Annotated in this window: 15 protein-coding genes; 13 read left to right on the forward strand and 2 right to left on the reverse strand. The window is 48.6% G+C overall.

Going from position 1 to position 13,413, the window contains the following annotated elements:
* Positions 1-102 precede the first annotated feature (102 nt).
* From bluR to HGD79_RS05410, 5 genes are all read left to right on the forward strand, one after another.
* Entirely contained in the window at positions 103-834 is a 732-nt protein-coding gene (gene bluR / locus HGD79_RS05395; protein WP_000332303.1) for a DNA-binding transcriptional repressor BluR, read from the forward strand.
* 220 nt (positions 835-1,054) lie between these two features.
* The gene (locus tag HGD79_RS05400; protein ID WP_000373101.1) at positions 1,055-1,459 is read left to right on the forward strand and encodes a DUF1398 domain-containing protein; all 405 of its coding nucleotides are present in this window, start codon (positions 1,055-1,057) and stop codon (positions 1,457-1,459) included.
* 52 nt (positions 1,460-1,511) lie between these two features.
* Positions 1,512-1,622 (forward strand): hypothetical protein, encoded by a 111-nt coding sequence (locus HGD79_RS05405; protein ID WP_032141808.1) that lies wholly within the window; start codon positions 1,512-1,514, stop codon positions 1,620-1,622.
* Between the two features lie 235 nt (positions 1,623-1,857).
* Positions 1,858-1,902 carry a protein YmgK gene (locus HGD79_RS26350; protein WP_120795380.1) on the forward strand — a complete coding sequence of 15 codons (45 nt, stop codon included), beginning with the start codon at positions 1,858-1,860 and terminating at the stop codon, positions 1,900-1,902.
* A gap of 252 nt (positions 1,903-2,154) precedes the next feature.
* The gene (locus HGD79_RS05410) at positions 2,155-2,478 is read left to right on the forward strand and encodes an anti-adapter protein IraM (protein ID WP_001325741.1); all 324 of its coding nucleotides are present in this window, start codon (positions 2,155-2,157) and stop codon (positions 2,476-2,478) included.
* 102 nt (positions 2,479-2,580) lie between these two features.
* On the opposite strand, the gene icd is transcribed toward HGD79_RS05410, so the two are convergent.
* Entirely contained in the window at positions 2,581-3,831 is a 1,251-nt protein-coding gene (gene icd / locus HGD79_RS05415; RefSeq protein WP_000444487.1) for an NADP-dependent isocitrate dehydrogenase, read from the reverse strand.
* Positions 3,832-4,002: 171 nt separating this feature from the next.
* On the opposite strand from icd, the gene rluE reads away from it, so the two are divergent.
* The 8 genes from rluE to roxA all read left to right on the forward strand — a co-directional run bounded on the left by rluE (position 4,003) and on the right by roxA (position 11,834).
* Complete coding sequence (gene rluE / locus HGD79_RS05420) at positions 4,003-4,656, forward strand: 23S rRNA pseudouridine(2457) synthase RluE (RefSeq protein ID WP_001248691.1); 654 nt, start codon at positions 4,003-4,005, stop codon at positions 4,654-4,656.
* A gap of 9 nt (positions 4,657-4,665) precedes the next feature.
* Complete coding sequence (gene nudJ / locus HGD79_RS05425; protein WP_000476089.1) at positions 4,666-5,127, forward strand: phosphatase NudJ; 462 nt, start codon at positions 4,666-4,668, stop codon at positions 5,125-5,127.
* 53 nt (positions 5,128-5,180) lie between these two features.
* Positions 5,181-6,287 carry a tRNA 2-thiouridine(34) synthase MnmA gene (mnmA, locus tag HGD79_RS05430; protein WP_001297484.1) on the forward strand — a complete coding sequence of 369 codons (1,107 nt, stop codon included), beginning with the start codon at positions 5,181-5,183 and terminating at the stop codon, positions 6,285-6,287.
* Between the two features lie 35 nt (positions 6,288-6,322).
* Entirely contained in the window at positions 6,323-6,964 is a 642-nt protein-coding gene (hflD, locus tag HGD79_RS05435; RefSeq protein ID WP_168848321.1) for a high frequency lysogenization protein HflD, read from the forward strand.
* Between the two features lie 3 nt (positions 6,965-6,967).
* Entirely contained in the window at positions 6,968-8,338 is a 1,371-nt protein-coding gene (gene purB, locus HGD79_RS05440; RefSeq protein ID WP_000423729.1) for an adenylosuccinate lyase, read from the forward strand.
* Between the two features lie 167 nt (positions 8,339-8,505).
* Positions 8,506-9,177 carry a two-component system response regulator PhoP gene (gene phoP, locus HGD79_RS05445; protein WP_001265481.1) on the forward strand — a complete coding sequence of 224 codons (672 nt, stop codon included), beginning with the start codon at positions 8,506-8,508 and terminating at the stop codon, positions 9,175-9,177.
* Complete coding sequence (gene phoQ, locus HGD79_RS05450) at positions 9,177-10,637, forward strand: two-component system sensor histidine kinase PhoQ (RefSeq protein ID WP_168848322.1); 1,461 nt, start codon at positions 9,177-9,179, stop codon at positions 10,635-10,637. Before phoP ends, phoQ begins: the two co-directional genes overlap by 1 nt.
* Before the next feature lie 75 nt (positions 10,638-10,712).
* Positions 10,713-11,834, forward strand: coding sequence for a [50S ribosomal protein L16]-arginine 3-hydroxylase (gene roxA, locus HGD79_RS05455; protein ID WP_139496399.1), 1,122 nt, complete (start codon positions 10,713-10,715; stop codon positions 11,832-11,834).
* 145 nt (positions 11,835-11,979) lie between these two features.
* On the opposite strand, the gene pepT is transcribed toward roxA, so the two are convergent.
* On the reverse strand, positions 11,980-13,209 hold the full coding sequence (gene pepT / locus HGD79_RS05460; protein WP_000359438.1) for a peptidase T: 1,230 nt from the start codon (positions 13,207-13,209) through the stop codon (positions 11,980-11,982).
* Positions 13,210-13,413 lie beyond the last annotated feature (204 nt).

Raw genomic sequence — 13,413 nt, forward strand, 5'->3', positions numbered from 1 at the left:
GCTGAAATCTTATTTATACTTTGTACAATTTTAGCGTATATTGTACAAAGTATTATTGGGTCGTGTACAGGCGACGGAGATTTGTGACCGCAAGGAGGAATTGTGGCTTATTACAGCATTGGTGATGTTGCTGAACGTTGCGGGATTAATCCTGTCACTCTCCGGGCCTGGCAACGCCGCTACGGTTTGTTAAAACCACAGCGCAGTGAAGGCGGACACCGACTCTTTGATGAAGAAGACATACAACGCATCGAAGAGATCAAGCGTTGGATAAGTAATGGCGTCCCTGTAGGCAAAGTTAAAGCATTACTGGAAACCACCAGCCAGGATACGGAAGATGACTGGAGCCGCCTGCAAGAAGAGATGATGTCAATTCTTCGCATGGCTAATCCTGCCAAACTACGCGCGAGAATTATTTCACTGGGTCGAGAGTACCCAGTAGATCAATTGATTAATCATGTTTACCTTCCTGTTCGCCAGCGTCTCGTGCTTGATCACAACACCTCCCGCATTATGAGCAGTATGTTTGACGGCGCATTAATTGAATACGCAGCAACCTCGCTTTTCGAAATGCGCCGTAAGCCCGGTAAAGAAGCCATTCTGATGGCGTGGAATGTTGAAGAGAGAGCACGATTGTGGCTGGAAGCATGGCGTTTATCATTGTCAGGATGGCACATTTCTGTTCTTGCTGATCCCATTGAATCGCCGCGCCCGGAACTGTTCCCGACGCAAACATTGATTGTCTGGACAGGCATGGCACCAACGAGAAGGCAAAACGAACTTTTACAACACTGGGGTGAGCAAGGTTATAAAGTCATCTTTCATGCCCCCTAATTTCACCTTTATCCCGCCCCTTAGACAGAATGTTATAATCTGAACCCACAACAGCGTTTGTACCGGAGCTGGTCCGTTGCAAAATGCTCACCGGGAGAATTCAGATATTCCCTCTATCACACTCTGTACATATCACAGCCAAAGGACAGACCAGATTGAAGTGGTAAAACCGATCGTGCACACTACGCAGTCTCACAACTAACAAGAGGTTATTATCCTGATGGATCAGGTCGTTGTTTTTCAAAAGATGTTTGAGCAAGTGAGAAAAGAGCAAAACTTCTCCTGGTTTTATTCAGAATTAAAACATCACCGTATTGCACATTACATTTATTATCTGGCTACGGATAACATCAGAATTATTACTCACGATGACACGGTTTTGTTATTAAGAGGAACCAGGAACCTGTTAAAAGTTAGTACGACCAAGAACCCTGCTAAAATAAAAGAGGCCGCATTGCTTCATATTTGCGGAAAATCTACATTTCGGGAATACTGTTCAACACTAGCAGGCGCGGGCGTTTTCCGGTGGGTTACTGATGTTAATCATAACAAACGCAGTTACTACGCCATTGATAATACGCTTTTATATATTGAAGATGTAGAAAATAATAAACCATTAATCTAGCTAAAGTTGGATGCTTAAGAAATGCTTCATAATTCAGTAAGGCATTAGCATAATGGGAATAAAAGTACAGAGACTATCCCTATGGATGATAAATACTGTCCTTTTATTGCTACCCATAAATAATCACCATGCCAATACTATCAAATTGATATTTGAAATGTGATCACTTGACTTTCTATACGTTATTTTATAACGGTTAATATATTTATAAAAACAACGGGTGTGCCATACGCCCGTTTCAATACTTAACGCACATGTGTTTTGGTTTAGTCATCATCCAGTTATATGTATTTTAGCCAGGAACAGGTTAAACCTTTCCTATATAACTCAAAAATTGAAACCTTATTCTCATGTCATGCTTATATTCATTATTATCGTTATATAAAAAGGCAACCATAATGTTTAGCAAATTGGCACAAAGTAGCATAAAGGCTATGTTTTAATTACAGGATGTTCAGTCATTTGAATGTATAACATTATAGCTAAACAAATCTAAAACGAAGTGAATAATTTATTGTTTTCACTAAATCTCATTTTGTTTAACATCCATTGAGATTCCTTGCTTTAAATTTTGTTTTATATAAGCAATCGTTTTAATTAATTTATTTTTTGAAGGGGTAATATACTCATATGCAAAATAAAGAAATGAACATCCAAATGAACTATATTAAATACCGTGGGATAAGACATAACAAATGAAGTGGATAGTAATTGACACGATAATTCAACCTTCATGCGGCATATCTTTTTCAGCCATATGGGGTAATATGAAAATGATCATCTGGTATCAATCTACTATATTTCTCCCTCCTGGCAGTATATTTACACCGGTTAAATCTGGAATTATCCTTAAAGATAAAGAATATCCTATTACTATTTATAACATCGCACCATTCAACAAGGATTTATGGAGTCTACTCAAAAGCAGTCAAGAGTGTCCTCCAGGAGAAAGAAAAATAACAAATAAATGTTTGCATAATAGTTGCATTATAAAAATATGCCCATATGGGCTCAAGTAAAGGGTTTTATATAAATATGCTCGATATGCTATTAATAATACCTACATAAATAAAACAACGGGCGTGTTATACGCCCGTTGCAATATTAAACACATGTAGTGATTACATGTTCTTGATGATCGCATCACCAAATTCTGAACATTTCAGCAGTTTAGCGCCTTCCATCAGACGCTCGAAGTCATAGGTTACGGTCTTCGCATTGATTGCGCCTTCCATACCTTTAACAATCAGGTCTGCGGCTTCAGTCCAGCCCATATGGCGTAACATCATCTCAGCGGAGAGAATAATAGAGCCAGGGTTTACTTTGTCCTGACCGGCGTATTTCGGCGCAGTACCGTGGGTGGCTTCAAACAGGGCGCATTCGTCACCGATGTTTGCACCAGGGGCGATACCGATACCGCCAACCTGCGCTGCCAGGGCGTCAGAAATGTAGTCACCGTTCAGGTTCATACAGGCGATAACATCATATTCAGCCGGACGCAGCAGGATCTGTTGCAGGAATGCATCAGCAATCACGTCTTTAATGACGATCTCTTTGCCGGTGTTCGGGTTTTTAACTTTCAGCCACGGGCCGCCGTCGATCAGTTCACCGCCAAACTCTTCACGCGCCAGCTGGTAGCCCCAGTCTTTAAACGCGCCTTCGGTGAACTTCATGATGTTGCCTTTGTGCACCAGGGTCACAGAGTCACGGTCGTTGGCAATTGCGTATTCAATCGCGGCACGGACCAGACGTTTGGTGCCTTCTTCAGAACACGGCTTGATACCGATACCGCAATGTTCCGGGAAGCGAATTTTCTTCACGCCCATCTCTTCACGCAGGAATTTAATCACTTTCTCGGCGTCGGCAGAGTCTGCTTTCCATTCGATACCCGCATAAATGTCTTCCGAGTTTTCACGGAAGATAACCATATCGGTCAGTTCAGGGTGTTTAACCGGGCTTGGAGTGCCTTGATAGTAACGTACCGGACGCAGGCAGATGTAGAGATCCAGTTCCTGGCGCAGGGCAACGTTCAGAGAGCGAATACCGCCACCAACAGGAGTGGTCAGCGGACCTTTAATGGCAACGCGATATTCACGAATCAGATCAAGGGTTTCAGCAGGCAGCCAGACATCCTGACCATAAACCTGTGTGGATTTTTCACCGGTGTAAATTTCCATCCAGGAGATTTTACGCTCGCCTTTATAGGCTTTCTCGACTGCAGCGTCGACCACTTTCAGCATGGCTGGGGTTACATCTACACCGATTCCATCACCTTCAATGTAAGGGATAATCGGATTTTCAGGAACGTTGAGTTTGCCGTTTTGCAGGGTGATCTTCTTGCCTTGTGCCGGAACAACTACTTTACTTTCCATTCACCTCTCCTTCGAGCGCTACTGGTTTGCTCGTCTGCCACCACGTTGCATATGCGTTTGCGTCCTGCGATACGGATGCTTTAGAGCAATTTTTTGTTAATGATTTGTAATTGGCTTGTCAATACTACCCTATTGTTTGCCGTCATGAAAGATGCGCGTTATTAGGCTATAATGCGGCAATTCATAATCTCTGAAAATACCATGCAAAAAACTTCTTTTAGAAATCACCAGGTTAAGCGATTCAGCTCGCAACGTTCTACCAGGCGTAAACCTGAAAACCAGCCCACGCGTGTGATCCTGTTCAATAAACCCTACGATGTTCTTCCGCAGTTCACCGATGAAGCCGGACGCAAAACATTAAAAGAATTCATCCCGGTTCAGGGCGTTTATGCAGCAGGTCGTCTTGACCGCGATAGCGAAGGGTTACTGGTGCTGACCAATAACGGCGCGTTGCAGGCGCGTTTAACCCAGCCGGGTAAACGCACCGGGAAAATCTATTATGTGCAGGTGGAAGGTATTCCCACACAAGACGCACTTGAAGCCTTGCGCAATGGCGTAACCTTAAATGATGGCCCTACCCTGCCCGCCGGCGCGGAGCTGGTTGACGAACCAGCGTGGTTATGGCCGCGGAATCCACCAATTCGTGAACGCAAAAGTATTCCCACCAGCTGGCTGAAGATCACCTTATATGAAGGACGTAATCGCCAGGTGCGCCGCATGACCGCCCATGTTGGTTTCCCCACGCTGCGACTGATTCGCTATGCGATGGGAGATTACTCTTTGGATAATCTTGCCAATGGCGAATGGCGAGAAGTGACAGATTAAGGATGCAAAATGTTTAAACCGCACGTTACCGTTGCTTGCGTGGTGCACGCAGAAGGCAAATTTTTAGTCGTTGAAGAGACGATTAATGGTAAAGCGTTATGGAACCAACCTGCCGGGCATCTGGAAGCCGATGAAACCTTAGTGGAAGCCGCCGCCCGTGAACTGTGGGAAGAAACCGGCATCAGCGCGCAGCCGCAACACTTTATTCGTATGCATCAGTGGATTGCGCCAGATAAAACGCCGTTTTTGCGTTTCCTCTTTGCCATTGAGCTTGAGCAAATATGCCCGACCCAGCCTCATGACAGCGATATCGACTGCTGTCGTTGGGTCAGCGCCGAAGAGATTTTAAAGGCGTCAAATCTTCGTTCGCCGCTGGTGGCGGAAAGTATCCGTTGTTATCAAAGCGGGCAACGCTATCCGCTGGAGATGATTGGCGATTTTAACTGGCCTTTTACAAAGGGTGTCATCTAAAAGGCTGCGTGATAGAATACGCCGCCTTGAAGTTCAATGTCGTGAGTGATCCAATGTCTGAAACCGCAAAAAAAGTAATCGTCGGCATGTCCGGCGGTGTCGATTCCTCCGTTTCTGCCTGGCTGTTGCAACAACAGGGATATCAGGTTGAAGGCCTGTTTATGAAGAACTGGGAAGAAGACGACGGTGAGGAATATTGCACAGCGGCAGCGGATCTGGCTGATGCCCAGGCTGTCTGCGACAAGCTCGGCATTGAACTGCACACTGTTAACTTTGCTGCCGAGTACTGGGACAACGTCTTCGAACTGTTCCTTGCCGAATATAAAGCCGGTCGCACGCCGAATCCGGATATTCTGTGCAACAAAGAGATCAAATTTAAAGCCTTCCTCGAATTTGCCGCCGAAGATTTAGGTGCCGATTATATCGCTACCGGTCATTACGTACGTCGGGCCGATGTCGATGGCAAGAGCCGCCTGCTGCGTGGTCTGGACAGCAATAAAGACCAGAGCTACTTCCTTTATACGCTCAGCCATGAGCAGATTGCGCAAAGCCTGTTCCCGGTCGGCGAACTGGAAAAACCGCAGGTGCGTAAGATTGCTGAAGATCTTGGTCTGGTCACCGCGAAGAAAAAAGACTCTACCGGCATTTGCTTCATTGGCGAACGTAAATTCCGCGAGTTCCTGGGCCGTTATCTCCCGGCGCAACCGGGCAAAATCATTACCGTCGATGGCGATGAAATTGGTGAGCACCAGGGGCTGATGTATCACACTCTCGGTCAGCGTAAAGGTCTGGGTATCGGTGGCACCAAAGAAGGTACCGAAGAACCGTGGTATGTGGTGGACAAAGACGTCGAAAACAACATTCTGGTTGTCGCTCAGGGCCATGAACACCCGCGGCTGATGTCTGTCGGGTTGATTGCCCAGCAGTTGCACTGGGTCGATCGCGAACCATTCACCGGCACTATGCGTTGCACGGTAAAAACCCGCTATCGCCAGACCGATATCCCTTGCACCGTCAAGGCGCTGGACGATGATCGCATTGAAGTGATTTTCGATGAACCGGTTGCCGCCGTGACGCCGGGCCAGTCTGCCGTCTTCTATAACGGTGAAGTGTGCCTCGGTGGCGGTATTATTGAGCAGCGTCTGCCGCTGCCGGTCTGATTATTATCTTTACTTAAAACAAGGAAGCAGTGAACGTGGCAAAGAATTACTATGACATCACCCTCGCCCTGGCCGGTATTTGTCAGTCGGCACGCCTGGTGCAACAACTCGCTCACCAGGGGCATTGTGATGCCGATGCGCTACACGTCTCACTCAACAGTATTATTGATATGAACCCCAGCTCGACGCTGGCGGTTTTTGGCGGTAGCGAAGCCAACCTGCGCGTCGGGCTGGAAACCCTGCTCGGCGTGCTCAATCCCAGCAGTCGCCAGGGCTTAAACGCCGAATTAACCCGCTACACACTCAGCTTGATGGTGCTTGAGCGCAAACTCTCCTCAGCGAAAGGCGCGCTCGACACTCTGGGCAACCGGATCAACGGCCTGCAACGCCAGCTCGAACACTTCGATTTACAGTCCGAAACGCTGATGAGCGCGATGGCTGCTATCTATGTTGATGTGATCAGCCCGCTTGGCCCGCGCATTCAGGTCACCGGTTCCCCTGCTGTACTGCAAAGCCCACAAGTGCAGGCGAAAGTTCGCGCAACCCTGCTGGCAGGCATTCGCGCCGCCGTGCTCTGGCACCAGGTCGGCGGCGGACGTCTGCAACTGATGTTTTCTCGTAATCGCCTGACCACTCAGGCAAAACAAATTCTTGCTCATTTAACCCCGGAGTTGTGATCTATGGAATTATCCTCACTGACCGCCGTTTCCCCTGTCGATGGACGCTACGGCGATAAAGTCAGCGCGCTGCGCGGGATTTTCAGCGAATATGGTTTGCTGAAATTCCGTGTACAAGTTGAAGTACGTTGGCTGCAAAAACTGGCCGCGCACGCAGCGATCAAGGAAGTTCCTGCTTTTGCTGCCGACGCAATCGGTTACCTTGATGCAATTGTCGCCAATTTCAGCGAAGAAGATGCCGCACGCATCAAAACCATCGAGCGTACCACTAACCACGACGTTAAAGCGGTTGAGTATTTCCTGAAAGAAAAAGTGGCGGAGATCCCGGAACTGCACGCGGTTTCTGAATTCATCCACTTTGCCTGTACTTCGGAAGATATCAATAACCTCTCCCACGCATTAATGCTGAAAACCGCGCGTGATGAAGTGATCCTGCCGTACTGGCGTCAACTGATTGATGGCATTAAAGATCTCGCCGTTCAGTACCGCGATATCCCGCTGCTGTCTCGTACCCACGGTCAGCCAGCCACGCCGTCAACCATCGGTAAAGAGATGGCAAACGTCGCCTACCGTATGGAGCGCCAGTACCGCCAGCTTAATCAGGTGGAGATCCTCGGCAAAATCAACGGCGCGGTCGGTAACTATAACGCCCATATCGCCGCTTACCCGGAAGTTGACTGGCATCAGTTCAGCGAAGAGTTCGTCACCTCGCTGGGTATTCAGTGGAACCCGTACACCACCCAGATCGAACCGCACGACTACATTGCCGAATTGTTTGATTGCGTTGCGCGCTTCAACACCATTCTGATCGACTTTGACCGTGACGTCTGGGGTTATATCGCCCTTAACCACTTCAAACAGAAAACCATTGCTGGTGAGATTGGTTCTTCCACCATGCCGCATAAAGTTAACCCGATTGACTTCGAAAACTCCGAAGGGAATCTGGGCCTTTCCAACGCGGTATTGCAGCATCTGGCAAGCAAACTGCCGGTTTCCCGCTGGCAGCGTGACCTGACCGACTCCACCGTGCTGCGTAACCTCGGCGTGGGTATCGGTTATGCGCTGATTGCGTATCAATCCACCCTGAAAGGCGTGAGCAAACTGGAAGTAAACCGTGACCATCTGCTGGATGAGCTGGATCACAACTGGGAAGTGCTGGCTGAGCCAATCCAGACAGTTATGCGTCGCTATGGCATCGAAAAACCGTACGAGAAGCTGAAAGAGCTGACTCGCGGTAAGCGCGTTGACGCCGAAGGCATGAAGCAGTTTATCGATGGTCTGGCGTTGCCAGAAGAAGAGAAAGCCCGCCTGAAAGCGATGACGCCGGCTAACTATATTGGTCGAGCTATCACCATGGTTGATGAGCTGAAATAAACTCGTATCAGTGCCGGATGGCGATGCTGTCCGGCCTGTTTATTAAAATTATCCACTTTTTCTTTTTTCACTTTACCTCCCCTCCCCGCTGGTTTATTTAATGTTTACCCCCATAAACACATAATCGCGTTACACTATTTTAATAATTAAGACAGGGAGAAATAAAAATGCGCGTACTGGTTGTTGAAGACAATGCGTTGTTACGTCACCACCTTAAAGTTCAGATTCAGGATGCTGGTCATCAGGTCGATGACGCAGAAGATGCCAAAGAAGCCGATTATTATCTCAATGAACATTTACCGGATATTGCGATTGTCGATCTCGGATTGCCTGACGAGGACGGTCTGTCACTGATTCGCCGCTGGCGTAGCAATGATGTTTCACTGCCGATTCTGGTATTAACCGCCCGTGAAAGCTGGCAGGACAAAGTCGAAGTATTAAGTGCCGGTGCTGATGATTACGTGACTAAACCGTTTCATATTGAAGAGGTGATGGCGCGAATGCAGGCATTAATGCGGCGTAATAGCGGCCTGGCTTCACAGGTCATTTCGCTACCCCCGTTTCAGGTTGATCTCTCTCGCCGTGAATTATCTATTAATGACGAAGTGATCAAACTGACCGCGTTCGAATACACCATTATGGAAACGTTGATACGCAATAATGGCAAAGTGGTGAGCAAAGATTCGTTAATGCTCCAACTCTATCCGGATGCGGAGCTGCGGGAAAGCCATACCATTGATGTACTGATGGGACGTCTGCGCAAAAAAATTCAGGCACAATATCCGCAAGAAGTGATTACTACCGTTCGCGGCCAGGGCTATTTGTTCGAATTGCGCTGATGAAAAAATTACTGCGTCTTTTTTTCCCGCTCTCACTGCGGGTACGTTTTCTGTTGGCAACGGCTGCGGTAGTACTGGTGCTTTCGCTTGCCTACGGAATGGTCGCGCTGATCGGTTATAGCGTCAGTTTCGATAAAACTACGTTTCGGCTGTTACGTGGCGAGAGCAATCTGTTCTATACCCTTGCGAAGTGGGAAAACAATAAGTTGCATGTCGAGTTACCCGAAAATATCGACAAGCAAAGCCCCACCATGACGCTAATTTATGATGAGAACGGGCAGCTTTTATGGGCGCAACGTGACGTGCCCTGGCTGATGAAGATGATCCAGCCTGACTGGCTGAAATCGAATGGTTTTCATGAAATTGAAGCGGATGTTAACGATACCAGCCTCTTGCTGAGTGGAGATCATTCGATACAGCAACAGTTGCAGGAAGTGCGGGAAGATGATGACGACGCGGAGATGACCCACTCGGTGGCAGTAAACGTCTACCCGGCAACATCGCGGATGCCAAAATTAACCTTTGTGGTGGTGGATACCATTCCGGTGGAGCTAAAAAGTTCCTATATGGTCTGGAGCTGGTTTATCTATGTGCTCTCAGCCAATCTGCTGTTAGTGATCCCGCTGCTGTGGGTCGCCGCCTGGTGGAGTTTACGCCCCATCGAAGCCCTGGCAAAAGAAGTCCGCGAACTGGAAGAATATAACCGCGAATTGCTCAATCCAGCCACAACGCGAGAACTGACCAGTCTGGTACGAAACCTGAACCGATTGTTAAAAAGTGAACGCGAACGTTACGACAAATACCGTACGACGCTCACCGACCTGACCCATAGTCTGAAAACGCCACTGGCGGTGCTGCAAAGTACGCTGCGTTCTCTGCGTAGTGAAAAGATGAGCGTCAGTGATGCTGAGCCGGTAATGCTGGAGCAAATCAGCCGCATTTCACAGCAAATTGGCTACTACCTGCATCGTGCCAGTATGCGCGGCGGGACATTGCTCAGCCGCGAGCTGCATCCGGTCGCCCCACTGCTGGACAATCTCACCTCAGCGCTGAACAAAGTGTATCAACGCAAAGGGGTCAATATCTCTCTCGATATTTCGCCAGAGATCAGCTTTGTCGGTGAGCAGAACGATTTTGTCGAGGTGATGGGCAACGTGCTGGATAATGCCTGTAAATATTGCCTCGAGTTTGTCGAAATTTCTGCAAGGCAAACCGACGAGCATCTCTATATTGTGGTCGAGGATGATGGCCCCGGTATTCCATTAAGCAAGCGAGAGGTCATTTTCGACCGTGGTCAACGGGTTGATACTTTACGCCCTGGGCAAGGTGTAGGGCTGGCGGTAGCCCGCGAAATCACCGAGCAATATGAGGGTAAAATCGTCGCCGGAGAGAGCATGCTGGGCGGTGCGCGGATGGAGGTGATTTTTGGTCGCCAGCATTCTGCGCCGAAAGATGAATAAATATGTCCATACTTCACGCATTACGTTAAGCATCCGTTATAATCGGTTGCAGATACCAGCCTGTGGATGCTTAACATGGAATACCAACTCACTCTTAACTGGCCCGATTTTCTTGAACGTCACTGGCAGAAACGCCCGGTGGTGTTAAAACGCGGCTTTACTAATTTTATTGACCCGATCTCTCCAGACGAGTTGGCGGGTCTGGCGATGGAAAGCGAAGTTGACAGTCGACTGGTCAGTCACCAGGATGGCAAATGGCAGGTCAGCCACGGCCCGTTCGAAAGCTACGATCATCTCGGTGAAACCAACTGGTCATTACTGGTACAGGCAGTGAACCACTGGCATGAGCCGACCGCCGCGCTGATGCGACCGTTCCGTGAACTACCGGACTGGCGTATTGATGATCTGATGATCTCTTTTTCTGTACCGGGCGGCGGCGTCGGCCCGCATCTCGATCAGTACGACGTGTTTATCATTCAGGGTACCGGTCGTCGTCGCTGGCGAGTGGGCGAAAAGCTGCAAATGAAACAGCACTGTCCGCACCCGGATCTGTTACAGGTCGATCCGTTCGAAGCCATCATCGATGAAGAGCTGGAGCCTGGCGATATTCTTTATATTCCGCCAGGATTCCCGCATGAAGGCTACGCGCTGGAAAATGCGATGAACTATTCCGTGGGTTTTCGCGCGCCAAATACGCGGGAATTAATTAGCGGATTTGCCGATTATGTGCTGCAACGTGAACTGGGCGGCAACTACTACAGCGATCCGGATGTTCCACCTCGCGCTCATCCTGCGGACGTTCTGCCGCAAGAGATGGATAAACTGCGTGAGATGATGCTCGAATTGATCAACCAGCCGGAACACTTTAAGCAATGGTTTGGCGAGTTTATATCCCAGTCACGTCATGAACTGGATATCGCGCCGCCGGAACCGCCTTATCAGCCAGATGAAATCTACGATGCGCTGAAACAAGGTGAAGTGCTGGTGCGCCTGGGTGGTCTGCGCGTATTGCGCATTGGCGACGACGTGTATGCCAATGGTGAGAAGATCGATTCCCCGCACCGTCCGGCACTGGATGCACTCGCCAGCAACATTGCGCTGACTGCGGAGAATTTTGGCGATGCGCTGGAAGATCCGTCATTCCTCGCGATGCTCGCGGCGCTGGTCAATAGCGGGTATTGGTTCTTCGAAGGGTAAGTTTGGATTTAAGCCGGATGCGGCGCTGATTGCGCCTTATCGTGCCTACATGCACTGAACGCCTGTAGGCACGATAAGTATGTTGACCAGTATCAATATAACGGTTTCATCCCGGTAATTGGCAGTCCACATACGCATCGGGCAATCACGACTTCCGTTGCGCCGTTAACTCGGCAATACGGACAATCACCTGCACCGCTTTTTCCATACCTTCCAGAGTCACAAACTCATGCTTACCATGATAGTTGTAACCGCCAGTGAACAGGTTCGGGCACGGTAATCCCATAAACGACAACTGCGCGCCGTCGGTACCGCCGCGGATCGGTTTCAGTTCCGGTTCAATATCGCAGTCACGCATCGCCTGCTGGGCGATATCGATAATATGCGGATGCTCAACCACTTTCTCGCGCATATTGTAGTAACTGTCTTCAATCACCAGTTCAATGTAGCAATCAGGATGTAACCCTTTGCCCACTTTTTTGGCGATCTCCATCATTTTACGTTTACGCGCTTCAAACTGTTTACGGTCGAAATCACGGATGATGTAGTGCATATCGGCTCGGTCAACGGTGCCTTTCATGCTCGCCAGGTGATAGAAACCTTCATAGCCTTCTGTCATTTCCGGGCTTTCATCCGCCGGAACTTCCGCATGAATACGTGCCGCCAGCGACAGCGCATTTACCATCACTCCTTTCGCCGTGCCCGGATGAACATTGTTACCGACAATTTTGATATTGACCGATGCGGCGTTGAAGTTTTCAAACTCCAGTTCACCTACGCCACCACCGTCAACAGTGTAAGCCCAGCGGGCATCGAAGGCATCAACATCAAAATGTTTCGCCCCTTTGCCCACTTCTTCATCCGGGGTAAAGGCGACGCGAATATCACCATGCGGAATGTTTTTCTGTTGCAATACCGCCAGCGCGGTCATGATTTCTGCAATACCGGCTTTGTCATCGGCACCTAACAAGGTTTTACCATCGGTAGTAATCAGCGTCTGACCCAGTAGCTGATGCAGCACCGGGAACATAACCGGTGATAAAACTTCATCGCCGATACCCAGCGCAATATCGCCACCGCGATAGTTTTCAACAATTTGCGGATTCACATTTTTGCCGCTGCAATCCGGTGAGGTATCCACATGAGAAATAAAGCCAATCGCCGGGATATCGCCAGGGACGTTAGCCGGTAACGTCGCCATCAAAGTGCCCTTCTCACTTAAGGTCACATTGATAAGCCCCATCTCTTCGAGCTGCTCTTTCAGCAGATGCAATAACTTCCATTGGCCTTCCGTGCTGGGAACCTGTCTCACCCCTGCTTTTGATTGGGTATCCAGAGACACGTAGTTCAAAAATCGCTCAAGTAGTTTATCCATGTAGTCACCCTCACTTTTTGTGACAACATTATTAAGAAGCAAGAAAAGACAAATATTGCGTCAGGTCACTTTTACCCCTGCAAGCGGGAATATTTATCAGCATTACCTTAATGAATATAAAGCTAAGCCAGTAATTCACAACAAAGATTGGCGATTCAAGCGGTTTGCCGTAGAATTACCGCCCTCATTAAGAGTCACCAAGGT

It is taken from the genome of Escherichia sp. SCLE84, from assembly GCF_012584495.1.
Taxonomy (GTDB): domain Bacteria; phylum Pseudomonadota; class Gammaproteobacteria; order Enterobacterales; family Enterobacteriaceae; genus ECMA0423.